Consider the following 15,225-nt stretch of genomic DNA (forward strand, 5'->3'; position numbering starts at 1 on the left):
GACCATCATCTGACCGAACAGGCCTGATTCCCGCCATGGGATCAGGCTTGCTTCGCTTCTTGCGGAGCAAACCGCATCTTCTGCGACAATCCCCGTTCGGCGGCGGCCAGCCGGGCCGCTTGTTTCTCGAGATCCTCGTGCCGGACCGAGAGCCACTGTTGAAAGCGGCGATATTCGTCGGCGATTTCGGTTCGTCGCTCTTCGAGCCGGGCCAACAGTTCGTTGACTTCGTTCTGACGACGGCGCCAGATCGCGGCGGCGTCTTCGTGCGACTGGCGAATCTTCACGCGGAGTTCGGCCGTTCGCTGCGTCAATTCGGCGGTCGGCGCATGACGCATTAGATCGGGCCACAGCTCGGCGACCACCAATTGCGACTCGAGCGCTTCGCGATGCTTGTCGCGCAATTCCTGTTCGATCTGTTCGACGGCGGCCTGGCGTCGTTCGAGTCGCGCTTGACGTTGGTCCAGCTGAGCCGCCATGGCGATCAACTCCGCTTCGCCCCGCTTACGAGCTTGCTCTTGCAGTTCGCGTTGCTTGGCGACTTCCGCTTCCCAGGCTTTTTGCTGACGGGCAAGTTCAGCTTGCTCGCGACTGTAAACCAATGCGTCGCCAGTCTGACCGCGCTCGGCGTCGGCCAACTGGGCGGCGATTTGATCGAGCTGGGCCTTGCGCTGTTCGAGCTCTTGCTCGCGCCCCGCCAGTTGCGTCTCGCGCTCGCGGACTTGGGCCGAGTATTTCTCGACCGCCGCTTGCTGCGCCTTCACTTCCGCCAGTTTACGATCGACGGCGCGACGCTCGGCCGCCGCTTTCTCTTCGAGCGACTCATGCGTGATCCGCAACTGCGATGCGGTCTTGGCCAGTCGGGCGTCTTCTCGCTTTTGAGCGCCGCGGGTTTGTTCCAGCTTGCCCGCTTGTTGATCGAGCTTGAGCACCTGCGCTTCGATCTCGCTTTGACGATCATTGAGCGCGGCGTCGCGTTGCTCTAGCTCGCGCTCGCGGCGATCAAGCGACTTGGTTCGTTCGGCCAGGGCGGCCGCTTGTTGATCGACGCCCAGTCGCGCGATTCGGGCTTCGTTATCAACCGCGGCCAACTGCGATTGCAGTTGCGATTCGCGCCGCTCCAGATCGGCCCGTTGCTCACGCAAGGTTCCGGATAACTCTTCCAGATGACGACGTTGGGCTGGCGACAGCTCGAGCGGTTCGAGCTGGGCGACAATATCGTCGTCGGTCGGTTCGGTCGTCGCCGGAGGCGCAGCTTGTGCGCTGGACGGCACGTGCGGACCATCGACGCGCATCGCTTCGACCAGCTTTTTTTCGGCGGGTTGAGACGACTTGTCTTTTCGTGTTTTGCGCTGAGTAGCCATAAGGCGATCGACGAGTTAGCTAGCGTTACAACCGGAAAAGTCTTCCACGTCTTTCTTGTCATCGGCAAACTTCGCCGTCGACTTTGAATCTGGTTCGACCTGGTAAACTTTTGCGCATAAAAAAAGGGAGACCGGAGTCTCCCTTATCGCTAGCTTGCTTTCGCCGCTATCGCGCTGCGGCTTAGGCCTTGGCGCTGTCGATCGCTTCTTGCAGTTTGGCTTTCGGCTGCACGCCCATCAGTTGCGAAACGACCTTGCCGTCTTTGAAGACCATGACCGTCGGAATGCTCTGGATGCCATACTTGCGAGCGAGGTTCGGGCTTTCATCCGTGTTGACCTTGCCAACCTTGGCGCCGCTTTCATATTCCTTGCTCAGCTGGTCGATCACCGGGGCCAGCTGACGGCAGGGACCGCACCACGGGGCCCAAAAGTCAACCAAAACCGGGTCGGTCGACTGCAACACTTCCGTCTCAAAATTGGCTTCGTTAAATTCAATCGCCATGGCGAATCATCTCCACAACCGTAAAATATCTTGTTTCCAAGCGCCAACGATCCAGGCGCTTCTGGCTATGCTGGCAGAAACCGCTCAATTATAGGTGGCGCTAAAGGGGTGTCAACGAACCCGGGCCCCCGGCCACTGGCCATAAAACGGTCTGCAGCAAGCGTTTTGTGCGTCTGCGGCGTTATTATTTAGGATGCCTTATGTCTTCCAAGGTTACGATCTACCACAATCCCCGCTGCCAAAAGAGCCGCCAAACGTTGGAACTGCTGCGATCCCATGGGGTTGAGCCGCAAGTCATCGAATACCTGAAGACGCCGCCCGACGAAAAAACGCTAGCGAAGTTAGTCAAGCAGCTGGGGGGGGACGCGAGCAGCCTGGTTCGCGAAAAAGATCTACGAAAGCTCGGATTGCCGCGACCAGCCGACTCGGCCGAGGTCGTGAAAACCCTGGCGGAACATCCGGCGCTGATTGAGCGTCCAATTGTAGTCAGCGGCGGCAAGGCCCGGTTGGGTCGCCCGCCAGAGAACGTCTTGGAACTGCTGTAACGCTTCGGGCGGTTTCTCCTTACCGTTCTCGCATTTCCCTGGCCGCTACGGCTATAGTAGACTTGTCCGCCGCAGTTTGCCCCCGCCGGGTAAGCTGGTTTTGTTCATGACGACAACCTCCGACCGTCTGCTGACGTTACCGTCGCGCATGCGTCGATCAATATAGAAATAGCTGATGGCCGATTACGTAGTCCGTTACGGGTCGATGCGCCTCTTGGGCGTCTTTTCGGCGCGAGCGAAAGACGAGTTTGAACGAGACGAATCGGTCATCGTGCGAACGAAGCGCGGCCTCGAGAATGGAACCGTATTGTGCGTAGCGACCGAACAAGCGATCGCCAACCTTCCCGATCCGACGCGGGGGCACATCTTACGGGGCATGACCGCCGAAGATGAAAGCGAAATCACGCACTTGCAAAACAACTCGTCCCGCGAGTTTGAGCTATGCCGCAAGTTCGTCGATCAATTGAAGCTGGAAATGCAGCTGGTCGATATTGAACACTTGTTTGGCGGAGAGCGAATCGTCATTTACTACCTGGCCGAAAACCGAGTCGACTTCCGCGACCTGGTGAAGCTGCTCGCCGCCGAGTTTCATACTCGGATCGAGATGCGCCAGATCGGCGTGCGGGACGAAGCGAAACTGCTGGCCGACTATGGCGACTGCGGCAAGCCGGTTTGCTGCAACACGCACTTATCCGAGATGCCGCCGGTCTCGATGAAGATGGCCAAGCTGCAGAAGGCGACGCTCGACCCGACCAAGATCAGCGGACGCTGCGGCCGGCTGAAATGTTGTCTCCGCTACGAGTACGATACGTACGAAGAGCTGCAGCGCGAACTGCCGCCGATCGGCGCCGAAGTCGTCACCCGCGACGGACGGGGCAAAGTCATCAATCAAGAGATCCTGGCCGGCCAGGTGCTGTTGCGAATGGAAGACAATCGCACGATTCTGGTCGACGCCGGCGAAGTCTTGTCGGTGGTCAAAGCGGCTCCACCACAATCAAAAAAACGCCGAAAACCAGACCGAGGCGAAAATTCCTCCCAACCCAAGAGTCGCCGGCCGCAAACCGACGATGACGCTTCCAAAGACTCATAACGCAACACGCCGCATCGCGCTTCCAACCTAACCTTTCGCCCAACGACCACCCGCGACATGACCGACGAAACCTATTCCGACTTTATGCGGATGCTGAAAGACGATCCGCGTTTTAAGCTGGAAGCGTACCAGTTTGTGCGCGAAGCGCTCTCCTTCGGCCAGAATCAGTTTGAACTGGACGACGAAGATATTGAGGACGAAGATCTCGACCTTGATGAAGAGTTGATCCTGGACGAAGACGAAGAGTTCGACGACGAGGATGACGATCCTAGTTGGCATGAGCAGGAACGGCACCTGACCGGACAAATGCTGTGCGAAGCGATCCGCAATTTCGCTCTCCAGCAGTATGGCTTGATGGCTAAGACGGTCCTCAACAGCTGGGGCGTCGAAACGACCGGCCATTTTGGCGACATCGTCTACAACCTGATCGACATCGGGATGATGAAGAAGTCGCCGCAGGACCGCCGCGAAGACTTTGACGACGTCTACGACTTTGAAGAAGCGCTGGTCCGCAATTTCCGCATCGAAGTCTCGGAGGAGTCGTCGTCGCGATGAGCCGCCCCAAAAAGAAATCGCCGCCGCCGGTCGAGCTTTCTCCCTACATGCTGCCGACCTGCGATCCGCCCAAAGCGCAACCCAAGGTGGTGCGATTTCTATTGGTGTTGTTGGCAGGCTGGTTGCTATTTCTGGTCGCGATGGCGTCCGACAAGCTCTAACTGCCTGTTGAAAAATGCCATCGTGGCATTTTCCAACCTCGCCAAGCTCAGAGCGTAGCTCTTCGCGGCTCGCATCCATGCGATCACGCAGTCCGTCGAGAAAATCAACGGACTACCAAGGCCCTTAGCCTTTCTCGACACGCAACAAAAGAAGCCGCCTTCGAACGCGCGACTAGGCGCGTTCCAAGGCGGCATTCGATGCAGCCGGCCAAGGGCGAACCCCCGGAATCAGCGATCCCTTGTGGGCGTTCGCCGGAAAGCGCTCGCTTGATATCGACGCTCCGGTTGATCCTTGGTGGAGGATCTGCCGATAGCGCCTACCAGCCGAGACTCGCCGCAATTATCGAGGAAAGGGAACATGTGGTGCGACTTATTTGTCGCGGGCGGGCGAATCGCGATCAATCAAGCGAGCAGAAAACCGGCTGCTCGTGGTGGTACGACGTCTCTCCGTCGTCCCGACGGCAATCTCGCGCATCCCTTCGCGTCAACTCACTTATGAAAAGGTCTTCCTAGCGGGTGAATCTTACCCAAGGGAGGAATGACCGAACGTGACGCTCTTTATGAGAGTATTGTTTGACGTTGCGAGCGCCGGACGATTTCATCTAGCAGGCCCGATTTGATTCTCAACAACGTCAAAATCGTTGCTTTCAAGAACGTCACCCTAGCGAAACCCAAAACGAAGTTCAAGAAAAAACTGGCGGATAATATCCAAGAGTGGGGATTTTTCCTCGACTTGATGCGCATGCGGTCAGATGCCAGAATCTTGGCTTGCCTCTTTTAATGCGCAAACCCCTTTTCGCTGCGCTGATCCATCCACTAAGGTCGATCGGTACGAGGTACTCGCGAAAGAAATCGATCGCGACTTTGCGCCCTGCATGGAGTTCAATCCAAAGATGAAGATCGTTCCCCTTGGTGACAATCTGGTGTTGAAACGTCTCGACGCCGAAGAGACGACCGCCGGAGGCATCGTGCTTCCCAGTTCTGCCCAAGAGAAGCCGAAACAAGGACGCGTCCTCAGCGTCGGCGATGGGCGACTGCTGGCCGACGGCAAGCGGGCCGCACATGACGTTAAGGAAGGGGACCGCGTCTTGTTCTCCGCCTGGGCGGGAACCGAAATCAAAGTGGACGATCAAGAACTGTTGATCATGAGCGAGTCCGAAATATTAGCGGTACTCGAATAACCAATACAACCAGAACTTGCTGGCCTGTTGCGCCAGCGGTCCTAGAATGGAAGCGTCCCTCCAATAAATCGGGGTGGCAGGCCAGTCGCCATATTCGCCGGTTTTGAAGCGGTAGCGAACGAAAGCTCCGCTTCCAGGTACTTTCATTCCAGAAGAGGAAAACTTGATGCGTGCACTTTTCTCACTTCGCCGAGGACTGGCCATCGCTGCGCTGGTCGCTTTCTGCTCGCCCCTGATGGCCGCCGATGATCGAGCCGCCTACGACAAGGCGATCACTTCGGCCGTCAACTTCTTGGCCTCCCAACAAAACAAAGACGGCTCGTTTAGCGAATCGTCGCCGATCGGCGTCACCGGGCTGTGTGCCGCCGGTATCTTGGAGCATGGCCGCACCGCCGATGATCCGACGGTGAAGAAGGCGCTGACCTACTTGGAATCGCAAGTCAAAGAAGATGGCGGCATCTACGCCGAGGGAAGCAACCACAAGAACTACGAAACGTCGCTCGCCGTTTTGGCGTTCGCCGCCGGTAACAAAGATGGTCGTTACGACAAACTGCTGGCCGGTACCGACAAGTTCCTGAAGGGGATCCAATGGGACGCCAGCGAACACAAAGATGAAACCGATCCGTTTTACGGCGGCGCCGGTTACGGCGGGCACAAACGTCCCGACCTGTCGAACACCGCCTTCATGATGGAAGCGCTCAAAGCGACCGGTAACGGTCCCGATGACAAAGCGATGAAGAAGGCGCTCGTTTTCGTTTCCCGCTGCCAGAACCTGGAATCGGAACACAACACCTCCGAGTTCCCGGCCAAGAACCCCGACGGCGGTTTCTACTACACCATCGCCGCTGGCGGCAGCAGCCAAGCCGGCGAAACCCCCAACGGCGGTCTGCGGAGCTACGGCTCGATGACCTACGCCGGTCTGAAGAGCATGATCTATGCGGGTCTCGACAAAGAAGACCCACGCGTGAAGGCCGCCTCGGAGTGGCTCGGCAAGCATTACACCTTGGACGAAAACCCAGGCATGGGTCAGCAAGGTTTGTTCTACTACTACGTCACCGCCGCCAAAGCGCTCGACGCGTTCGGCGAAGAAGAGTTCGTCACCGCCGATGGCGCCAAACATGCCTGGCGTGCCGAACTGCGGAAAGAACTGCTGGGCCGTCAACAAGCCGACGGTAGCTGGGTCAACGAAACGACCCGCTGGATGGAAGGGAACCCGCTGCTAGTCACCGGCTATACGCTGCTGGCCCTGAAGCACGCCCAACCCGACGCCGGCAAGTAAGCGGCTGTCGCCAAGCGGAAATCATTCAAACATGCCAAGCCTTGTGCTTGGCATGTTTTTTTGTGCGCATTCGCTGGGCTAGAATCGACCCAACCGCACATCCAAGATTAGAAGTTGCTCATGCACAATCGCTCAAATTTTTATCGCCTCTGGTTGGTCATGCTGCTAGGCATCGGCTTGGCCGCTTGCGATCACCGGCAGGCGGTCGAAACCTCCCAGTGGACCAATCCCAACGGCAGCATCCGTTGGCCGCCCAGCGAAGGTTTCGCCGGCAAGCCGAGCGATGTCGAGATCGCGGTCGGCGTCGAGCTTGAGCGTTGGGGTTATCCCGGCGGCACGTTCGTCTCGAACCTGGGCGTTCCCCCGGCCGATCTCTCGCTCGCGCCAGGCACGCTCAAGAAGCCGCACTATGTCTATCGCGTTCTCAAGCCGCTGCCGGCGCTCGAAGGAAAAGCGGCGCCCTGGTTCGATCACCCCGGCGGCGGCGTGCAGTACGACCTGGTGAAGTCGGTCGAGCATTGGCTTACCGACGGCTATTTAGAAGTGGTGACGCTCGAAGGGAAGCTGGAACAATCGTTTACGACCCTGGAAGAAGCGGTTGCCGCCGAGATCTTGTCGCTGGAAGGAGGCTTGCCCAACGAAGCGCATGTCCTGGAGCAGTTGGCCGATGGAACATGGAGCACCTATTATAGCGAGCGAGGGCGTAAGACCGGGCTGCAAACGTTTGCGACCGAGGAAGAGGCCCGCGATGATTTGAAGCGGCGGATCGAAGGCTGGCGATGACCACTACGAGTTTCGCGACGATCTCCATTTTGCTCTAGGTAGTCTTCGCCGCCGGTCGTTATGTTGACGGCTGGTTTCGTGGCCCCTATCTGGAGAATCTGATGCACATGATCATCATCTGTTTGTTGCTAGCGGCAACTTGGTCTCCGAATGACTCGGTCGAGACGATTTCGTTGATCCCAGGTTGGGCCCAAAAAAGTCAGATCGAGCGAAACGTCGATTCGTTCCTATGGCGACACTTCCCGCACGCGACTCCTGCGGTGCCGACGCCGCTCAAGCCGCCGTTAGATTGGCGTACTATCACGCCGGGCGGGCCGATCATTCAGGAAGAAGAAGAGGTAAGCATGGGGCTTGATATTCCCACGTCAAAGAAGGTCGTCATTCGGGGCAAAAGGGTCGGCACGGTCGCGCCGACGATTATTATCACCGAGGAAGAAGAAGAGACTCTGACGCTGGATGATCTGGGCGAATGAGATTCAGAACCACGCGTTGAGTAGAGGAACGTCCGTCGTCTTCGTGTTCGGTTCATCGCCCGGCCGTATTCTCTCGGCAGATGATTGCCGACTGCTGGCGGGCCTCTGGCCTTCTATCTGCGCAAAAAAACGGCCTTGGCGTGTTTACCAAGGCCGTTCTTGTTATCAGGGTTGAAGCGTGCGGACGCGATCGTCCGAAGCGTGGTTAAGCGAAATTACTCTTCGCTATCGTCCCACTCTTCTTCGTCGTCCTCTTCGTATTCGTACTCTTCTTCGTCCTCGTACTCTTCATCATCCTCTTCGTATTCTTCGTCGTCGTCCTCGTACTCTTCGTCGTCTTCGACCTCTTCCCACTCGGTCTCTTCGTCTTCGTCGTACTCTTCGTCGTCGTCTTCGTCTTCGTCGTCTACTTCTTCATACTCTTCATCGTCGTCTTCATACTCTTCTTCATCTTCCTCGTACTCTTCGTACTCCTCTTCGTCGTCTTCATACTCTTCATCGTCTTCGTATTCGTCGTCTTCTTCGTCTTCGATCGGCGCTTGCGCCAGCGGGAACGCCAGAGTCAGCGACAGTTCGTCTTCCGCGGTGCGAGAAACTTCGGGAAACAGCGTGATCGACACGTTAAGCTCCTTTTCACTCCGCACGGCCATCGGCCGTCGATTCAGTACAGGGTGTGGTTTCGTTCGTATTCGAATCCCCAATCGGACGTCGGAAGTCGTCCGCTCGAGGCAAATCATCTAAATTCCGTAACCCAAACATACGCAGGAACGTTCGGGTTGTGGAGTACAGGTAAGGCCGACCCAACTCTTCGCTGCGGCCGCTGATTTTGACCAGGTCGCGATCCATCAACTGTCGCAGCATTTCTCCGCAGTTGACGCCACGGATCGCTTCGACGTCGGCCCGCAGTACGGGTTGCCGATAAGCGACGACCGCTAGCGTCTCCATCGCCGGCGAACTAAGTCCCGCCGCAACCGGTTGGTTTCCTAATCGGCGGATCCAGTCGGCGAACTTCGGTCGCGTCATCAACTGGTAGCCCCCAGCCGACTGTTCGATGCGAAACGCCCGATGGGCCGCGTCATACAGGCGGTTGAGGAAACGAATCAGTGTACGGGCTTCAGTTCCGTCCGCCAAGTTGGCGAGTTGGGCCAATTTGCGGCTGGAAAGGGGCTCTCGCGCCAGAAACAAAATCGCTTCCAAGCGCTGCATCCGCGAGTCCCGATATTTGCTTTCGGTCTTCTTCGCAGGAGCAGTCCGGCGTTTTATTCGGCCAGCGGGCCGCCGGTTCTTGCGGAATTTCGCCGACCAGGCCGAAGTTGCGCTACCGGCGAGTCGACGTCGATACGTCCAATGTCGAAGGCAAGTAGGCATTGCAGGCGCTCAATGGCCAAATCGAAGGGGCGAAAATACGATTGGTCGCTATTTTAGCGAGATTGCGAAACTCCGCGAGTTCTCAGCTCGTCGTGCCACTGCCGCAGCAGCTCGAGCGTCTTTTGCATCGCGTCGATCGGGTGCTCGGCGGTCGCTTCAAACCGCTCCGATTCTTCCTGGCCCCCAAAGCGGACCTTGGCCACGCAATGAAAGCGGTAAATCCGCGGTTTGTCGCCCCAGGCTTCCAGACGATAGTAGGAAGCCCCCATTTGCTGCAATTCGTCCTCTAAATCGCTCGATCGCTGTGATAAAATGCCATCAAGGGCCTTTCCTAACGAAGGGCCGTGCTCGTCGAAGACCGGGACGATCTTGTCCGAGCCTGGCGTCTGCCGCGATTCGGCGAAGGGATCCTCGGCCAGCGGAAAAGCACGTCCCTCGGGGGTCGGCTCTTCCCGCAATGGCGTCCGGACTGGTGGTTTGACGAGCGGTTTTTCGCCTGAGTCGACGCCGTTTGGCTCCGATGTCGATTGCTCAAATGCAGCCACGACGCGGCGCAAACCATCGGGCGCAAGCGCCGCGGCCGGCAAGAATATCAAGAAGCCCAGCATCACCAACGATCGCAGGGTGACGGACCCGGAAGACTCGTGACTCACGTACGTTCCTGACCTTTGTTTTTCCTATCGAAGCGCAGAATCTTAGGTGGATAACCGCTGGTCGGAAATACGATTTTCCGCCAATATCCCGTATTTTTCCAGTTCTCTCCTCCAAATTGGGTCGCCTGCGGCCGCTAGCAACCCCAGTCCGAATCTTCTCCTTCAACAGCCGTAGAGACAGCACCGATGGCCAATCCTCCGATCTTTCCACGCAGGCCGTCCCCTGGCGCAGGCCGCAGTTGGCCGATCATTTTTCCGGTGGTCGTCTTCAGCGTGATCATCGCGTTTGTGATGCTGATCGTCTGCTCGGGCGGTTTTCTCCTGGTCACCGGAACCCAGTTCCATCCCGAAGGATTCCGCATTCGCCGCTTTGTCGCCCTCCGCATTCCGATCATCGGCGTTCAGGCCGGCGGCACGACGTACACCGACGATACTCCACAATTGTCCAAGTTATTGGTCAACAAGGGTTGGATCGCTCGAGCTCCACTGAAACCAGCCGAAGCGGAGTGGGAGTTGATCGAAATCGATGGAGACTGGAAAGGATCGCCAAGATACCTGACCGACTATCTCCGCGATGACACGACCCGCGTTAGCCTCAACCAATGGAGCGAAGACAACCCGCTGTTGGCAGGGATGCTGTGGAGTGAAATCGAACAGGCAGCCAAGCTGAAGCTCTATTGGATGGCGCCAGAGATGATCAACAAGATGATCGATTTCTCGCAGCTGAAGCCGGTATCGAAGTCGCTTACCAAGGATGCCCGAGCCGATCAAGCCAAAAAGACGCTGACCGCCTACCTGCTGACCAGCTACCAACAGACGCAAACCGGCGCCAAAGCGAGCGGCGAAACCGAACTTGCCTCCGCCTGCGCGAAGCAGATCGAACGCCTGGAGAGCGTCGGCGTCGTTATCCCCACGAAGGCGAAAACGCCGGAAAAACAAGGGGATACGCAGTCGAAGAAGGAAAACGAGGAGAAGTCGGACCCCAAGAAATCGGACGAGAAACAGGAAGTCGAAGCCGAGGTCGACTCCGAGGATGCGTTTGAGTGAAACGCCAGCCGATCTATCTCGACAACAACGCGACGACCCGCATCGATCGGCAAGTCGCCGAGACTCTTTCGCACGCGTGGAGCCAGGGGTACGTGAACCCCTCGAGCCAACATGCGCTGGGACGCCGCAGTCGCGCGGCGCTGGAAACGGCCAAAGAAGATCTGCTGAAGGGGATCGGGGCGCAAACCCAAGGTTTCGCCAGTGACGAACTGCTGCTAACCAGCGGCGGTACCGAGTCGAACAACCTGGCGATTTTCGGTCTGGTCAAGCCGCAGCCGGGCAAGGTGATCGTCTCGTCGATCGAACATCCCAGCGTTTCGGCGGCGGCCGATCTCCTCCGCATGCGGGGGTACGACGTGCAGGCGATTCGCGTTCAGCAAAACGGATTGGTCGACCTCGATCACTTCCGCCAACTACTGTCGCCTGATACGCAATTGGTCAGCATGATGCTGGCCAACAACGAGACCGGCGTGCTGCAACCGGTCGCCGAAATGGCCGCGATGTGCCGAGAAATTGAGGTCAAAACGCATACCGACGCCGTCCAGGCAGTCGGCAAATCGGATGTCCAGTTCCGCGAACTGGGCGTCGATGCATTGACCCTGACCGCACACAAGATGCATGGCCCGCGCGGTGTCGGCGGGCTGGTATTGCGACATGGCGTGCAGATCTCCCCGCAACTGCATGGGGGAGGGCAGCAACTAGCGAAACGCCCTGGGACCGAGCCGGTTGAGCTAGGAATCGCCATGACCGAGGCGCTGCGGTTGTCGCTCGCCGCGAAGGCGGACTACGCCGAGATTGCCCAATTGCGGGCCGAAATGGAAGCGAGCTTGCGAGAGATCGATCCAACGGCGGTCATTCATGGCGCTGATGTGGCGCGACTTCCGCACACGATCAGCGTCTCATTTCCGGGGATCGATCGTCAGGCTTTAGTAATGGCGGTCGACCTGGCAGGGGTCTGTATTTCGACTGGTTCGGCCTGTGCGAGCGGGTCGAGCGAGCGGTCTCCGGTGCTGATCGCGATGGGGCTGGAAAACGACCAAATTGAGAGCGCGGTGAGGATAAGTTTGGGCCGGGATACGACCGGCGACGAAGCCCGCGAGGCGTTAAGTCGTATCTCCAAATGTGTCAACAACTTACGATGAACAATTAAACGCCAATCTAGCCCCTCTGAGGCTATTCATTCGCCCGAAAATTCGCTATAATCCGGGCTTGAAAAAAAGCTTGTCGCAAGCACATTGCGGCTGCTTCTTCTGGCCGTTAACGGAGTCTCGGTGAATACGGACGTTTTCGCCATCGGTTTACCCTGGGCGCCTGGTGCGCCGGATGGCTCGTCCCCAGAGACGATGCCCGGTGGAGCGGTGCGCCGTTTTCTCGGCGGTCCCGAAAATCGTCTCGTTCGCACGGCTGTTGAAGCGCTCGACGCCCCCACGCCCCCCTGGAATCCGGTCGTTTTCTACGGCCCAACAGCGACTGGAAAAAGCCATTTAGCGGCTGGTTTGCTGGCGCGGTGGAAACAGGCTCGCCCCGATTCTCAGGTCGTAACTACAACGGGCGCAGACTTTTCCCGCGTTATTACGACAGCCGCTCGTCGTGGAGAACCTGTCGATTTCATGTCGATGTGGAAGTCGGTCGATGCGCTGCTGATTGACAATTTACACGAATTGGCGAATTTTCCCTCGGCGCAAGAGCAACTCTCCTTGCGGCTCGACGAATTGGTCGCGGCCGATCGGTTAGTGCTGGCGACGTGCGTTGGTAATCCGCTCGAGAACTACTCGTTGTCGCGACGCCTGGTCAGCCGGCTCGCCTCAGGATTGTTGGTGCCGGTCGAGCCTCCCAGCGCGTTGACGAGGCAAGCGTTGGCGGTTCACTTCGCTTTGCAACATCAGGTCGACATGACCGCGCCGGCCGCCAAGCAGTTGGCCGAAGCGTTCGCGGTCAATCTGCCGCAGCTGCAGGGGCTGCTGTTGGAGCTATTCGCGAAAGAGTTTGGCGCCGCGCCGCAGTTGGGCAAGATGCGGCGCATCGATTCGCTCGCGGCACGGCGGTTCATTTCGGCCAAGCTGACCGGACGGACGCCAACATTGCAGTCGATCTCGTCCGCGGCGGCTCGCTACTACCAGGTCAGGCTTGCCGATTTGCGGGGACCGTCGCGGCGGCAGTCAATTGTGGCGGCCCGTGACGCGGGGATTTACCTGGCCCGCAAGTTGACGCAATCGAGCTTCGCCGCGATCGGCAAACATTTCGGCGGGCGCGATCACACGACGATCATGCACTCGATTCAAAAGTTAGAAGCACGGCGCAAGCGGGAAGCGGCGACGCAATCGGCGCTGGACGAACTAGAACGACTCATCCAACGGCAAGCGTCATGAATCACGAACCTCGAAGTTGCGATGGGGAAAAGATGGCGCGCAAGTGGCGCGCAATGTCGATAGATTGGGCCGCTAGCGACATGAGAATTTCGCTTGTGATTAACCAACCGATTAGCGACACGCTAGCGCCGCGAAAAAGACGGTTGCGCGCCTACTTTTCCACCACGTAGAATTTTGCTTTGACTCGATGATTTACGAGTCCAAGAGTCGATAGCGAGACGACTATCGACGGCCCCAGACTTCGCCTTACTACTACGACTTTGATTTAAAAAGACATATAAGAAGAGAACCGGCGAGACAATGAAAATCACATTTGATCGGGAACAGTTCCAGCAGGCCTTCCAAACCGCAGCCGCCGTAGCGCCCTCACGAAGTCCGAAGCCGATTCTGCAAAACGTCAAACTCGACGCAACCGAAAGCGGCGCGATTATTATGGCGACCGATATGGAAGTCGGCGTTCGAATTGAGGTCTCTGGAGTCGAAGTTGAAGCGCCCGGCAGTATTGTGTTGCCGGTGCAACGGTTTGGGTCAATCTTGCGGGAAGTAGGTGATGAGAAGCTCAAGATCACCCGCGAAGAAGGGGGTACCATCGTCCAAGGTGAGCGGAGTAAGTTTACCCTGTCGACAGAGAACCCCGAAGAGTTTCCCGCCGTTCACTCCTTTACCGAGTCGAAGTACCACGAGCTTTCGGCCCGCACGCTGAAAGAACTGATCCGCCGCACCCTGTTCGCGGCCGATAGCGAGAGCGGCCGTTACGCGCTCGGCGGCATCTTGCTAGAGATGGAGTCGGAACTGGTAACCGCGGTCGCCACCGACGGACGTCGCCTGTCCAAGATGAGTGGCCCTGCCGTGGCGATCGAAGGGCATGGCGGCGCCAGCGACGTGATGACGATTGTACCGGCTCGCGCAATGCAATTGATCGAACGGGCCCTGACCAACCTGGAAGCGACGGTACAGATTGCGGCTCGCTCGAACGACGTGTTGGTCAAGATTGGCGCCGCGACGATTTATGCCCGCCTGGTGGAAGGTCGTTTCCCGAAATGGCGCGACGTGTTGCCGGAGAAGCGCGACGCCAAGGCGATTGAATTGACCGTGGGTCCAGCGTTCGCCGCGCTGCGTCAAGCGGCAATTGTCGCTTCCGACGAAAGCCGCGGCATCGACTTTACCTTTGGGGGCGGTTCGGCCGTCTTGTCGAGCACGACCGCCGAAGTGGGGCAATCGCACATTGAGTTTCCGATCGCCTACGACGGCGACGCGGTCGAAATCACGATGGACCACCGTTACGTCGCCGACTTTTACAAAGTGCTCGACGGCGAACGCCAGTTCACGCTCAACCTGCAGGACGCCGACAGTGCCGCTCTCTTCTCGACCGACGACAATTATGACTACGTAGTCATGCCGTTGGCTCGCGATCGCTAGGACGCCCGATTAGTCGCCTTGCAAGCGACTGAAAGTAAGGACGGATGAAATCACCACGACGACGTGACGATCGATCCGCAGCTCGCGGACCGCAAGGGATGGGCGACTTGGTCGCCGGGCTGATGGCCCGTAGCGGCTACGGCCAGGTGCAATCGGCCGACGCTTTGCAAGAAGCGTGGATCCAGGCGGCCGGCGAAGAGTTCGCCGCGCATAGTCGCGCCGGTAATGTGAATCGCGGCAAGCTGGAGGTCTGGGTCGAAAACTCGGCGATCTCGCAAGCGATCAGTTTCCAGAAGCGAGAAATCCTGAAACAACTGCAAAACATCGTGCCTGACCGGCGAATCGAGGAGATTCGCATCAAGGTCGGACGCATCCACTAAACGGCCCGCGCGGTGCACCTTCTGCGACGCATAAGGCCCCTCGGACGCACTTCCTT

Annotated in this window: 18 protein-coding genes; 13 read left to right on the top strand and 5 right to left on the bottom strand. The window is 58.1% G+C overall.

Annotated features, from left to right (window positions below):
- Positions 1 to 41: 41 nt before the first annotated feature.
- Entirely contained in the window at positions 42 to 1,364 is a 1,323-nt protein-coding gene (locus tag Enr8_RS00585) for a coiled-coil domain-containing protein (RefSeq protein ID WP_146428685.1), read from the bottom strand.
- A 181-nt stretch (positions 1,365 to 1,545) separates the two neighbouring features.
- Positions 1,546 to 1,866 (bottom strand): thioredoxin, encoded by a 321-nt coding sequence (gene trxA, locus Enr8_RS00590; RefSeq protein ID WP_146428686.1) that lies wholly within the window; start codon positions 1,864 to 1,866, stop codon positions 1,546 to 1,548.
- 200 nt (positions 1,867 to 2,066) lie between these two features.
- Between trxA and arsC the strand changes: the two genes are divergently transcribed.
- The 8 genes from arsC to Enr8_RS00625 all read left to right on the top strand — a co-directional run bounded on the left by arsC (position 2,067) and on the right by Enr8_RS00625 (position 7,933).
- Positions 2,067 to 2,411, top strand: a complete 345-nt coding sequence (gene arsC, locus Enr8_RS00595) for an arsenate reductase (glutaredoxin) (RefSeq protein WP_146428687.1) — start codon at positions 2,067 to 2,069, stop codon at positions 2,409 to 2,411.
- 175 nt (positions 2,412 to 2,586) lie between these two features.
- Positions 2,587 to 3,501 carry a PSP1 domain-containing protein gene (locus Enr8_RS00600; RefSeq protein ID WP_146428688.1) on the top strand — a complete coding sequence of 305 codons (915 nt, stop codon included), beginning with the start codon at positions 2,587 to 2,589 and terminating at the stop codon, positions 3,499 to 3,501.
- Positions 3,502 to 3,558: 57 nt separating this feature from the next.
- Positions 3,559 to 4,056, top strand: a complete 498-nt coding sequence (locus Enr8_RS00605) for a Minf_1886 family protein (RefSeq protein WP_246119899.1) — start codon at positions 3,559 to 3,561, stop codon at positions 4,054 to 4,056.
- Entirely contained in the window at positions 4,053 to 4,217 is a 165-nt protein-coding gene (locus tag Enr8_RS25165; protein WP_186767353.1) for a hypothetical protein, read from the top strand. The genes Enr8_RS00605 and Enr8_RS25165 overlap by 4 nt, the downstream gene beginning before the upstream one ends.
- Before the next feature lie 893 nt (positions 4,218 to 5,110).
- Positions 5,111 to 5,398, top strand: a complete 288-nt coding sequence (locus Enr8_RS00610) for a co-chaperone GroES (protein WP_146428689.1) — start codon at positions 5,111 to 5,113, stop codon at positions 5,396 to 5,398.
- A 166-nt stretch (positions 5,399 to 5,564) separates the two neighbouring features.
- A complete protein-coding gene (locus Enr8_RS00615; RefSeq protein WP_146428690.1) occupies positions 5,565 to 6,677 on the top strand; it encodes a prenyltransferase/squalene oxidase repeat-containing protein in 1,113 nt (370 codons plus the stop codon).
- A gap of 120 nt (positions 6,678 to 6,797) precedes the next feature.
- A complete protein-coding gene (locus Enr8_RS00620) occupies positions 6,798 to 7,460 on the top strand; it encodes a TNT domain-containing protein (protein ID WP_146428691.1) in 663 nt (220 codons plus the stop codon).
- 101 nt (positions 7,461 to 7,561) lie between these two features.
- Positions 7,562 to 7,933 (top strand): hypothetical protein, encoded by a 372-nt coding sequence (locus Enr8_RS00625; protein ID WP_146428692.1) that lies wholly within the window; start codon positions 7,562 to 7,564, stop codon positions 7,931 to 7,933.
- A gap of 215 nt (positions 7,934 to 8,148) precedes the next feature.
- Here the strand turns inward: Enr8_RS00625 and Enr8_RS25170 are convergent, their stop codons facing one another.
- The 3 genes from Enr8_RS25170 to Enr8_RS00640 form a co-directional block, all read right to left on the bottom strand.
- Positions 8,149 to 8,553 carry a hypothetical protein gene (locus Enr8_RS25170; RefSeq protein ID WP_186767354.1) on the bottom strand — a complete coding sequence of 135 codons (405 nt, stop codon included), beginning with the start codon at positions 8,551 to 8,553 and terminating at the stop codon, positions 8,149 to 8,151.
- A gap of 13 nt (positions 8,554 to 8,566) precedes the next feature.
- Complete coding sequence (gene scpB / locus Enr8_RS00635) at positions 8,567 to 9,139, bottom strand: SMC-Scp complex subunit ScpB (protein ID WP_146428693.1); 573 nt, start codon at positions 9,137 to 9,139, stop codon at positions 8,567 to 8,569.
- 215 nt (positions 9,140 to 9,354) lie between these two features.
- Positions 9,355 to 9,954: a hypothetical protein gene (locus tag Enr8_RS00640; protein ID WP_146428694.1), complete on the bottom strand. Its 600-nt coding sequence runs from the start codon at positions 9,952 to 9,954 to the stop codon at positions 9,355 to 9,357.
- A gap of 186 nt (positions 9,955 to 10,140) precedes the next feature.
- Here Enr8_RS00640 and Enr8_RS00645 point away from each other — a divergent pair, with 186 nt between their 5' ends.
- The 5 genes from Enr8_RS00645 (at position 10,141) to Enr8_RS00665 (ending at position 15,169) form a co-directional block, all read left to right on the top strand.
- Complete coding sequence (locus Enr8_RS00645) at positions 10,141 to 11,001, top strand: type 1 glutamine amidotransferase family protein (protein WP_146428695.1); 861 nt, start codon at positions 10,141 to 10,143, stop codon at positions 10,999 to 11,001.
- Positions 10,998 to 12,143, top strand: coding sequence for a cysteine desulfurase family protein (locus Enr8_RS00650; protein ID WP_146428696.1), 1,146 nt, complete (start codon positions 10,998 to 11,000; stop codon positions 12,141 to 12,143). The genes Enr8_RS00645 and Enr8_RS00650 overlap by 4 nt, the downstream gene beginning before the upstream one ends.
- 129 nt (positions 12,144 to 12,272) lie before the next feature.
- A complete protein-coding gene (locus tag Enr8_RS00655; protein WP_146428697.1) occupies positions 12,273 to 13,370 on the top strand; it encodes a DnaA/Hda family protein in 1,098 nt (365 codons plus the stop codon).
- Positions 13,371 to 13,670: 300 nt separating this feature from the next.
- Positions 13,671 to 14,789 carry a DNA polymerase III subunit beta gene (gene dnaN, locus Enr8_RS00660; RefSeq protein WP_146428698.1) on the top strand — a complete coding sequence of 373 codons (1,119 nt, stop codon included), beginning with the start codon at positions 13,671 to 13,673 and terminating at the stop codon, positions 14,787 to 14,789.
- Between the two features lie 44 nt (positions 14,790 to 14,833).
- Positions 14,834 to 15,169, top strand: coding sequence for a DUF721 domain-containing protein (locus Enr8_RS00665; RefSeq protein ID WP_146428699.1), 336 nt, complete (start codon positions 14,834 to 14,836; stop codon positions 15,167 to 15,169).
- The last annotated feature ends 56 nt before the right edge of the window (positions 15,170 to 15,225 follow it).

The sequence above is a fragment of the Blastopirellula retiformator genome (assembly GCF_007859755.1).
Lineage (GTDB): Bacteria > Planctomycetota > Planctomycetia > Pirellulales > Pirellulaceae > Blastopirellula > Blastopirellula retiformator.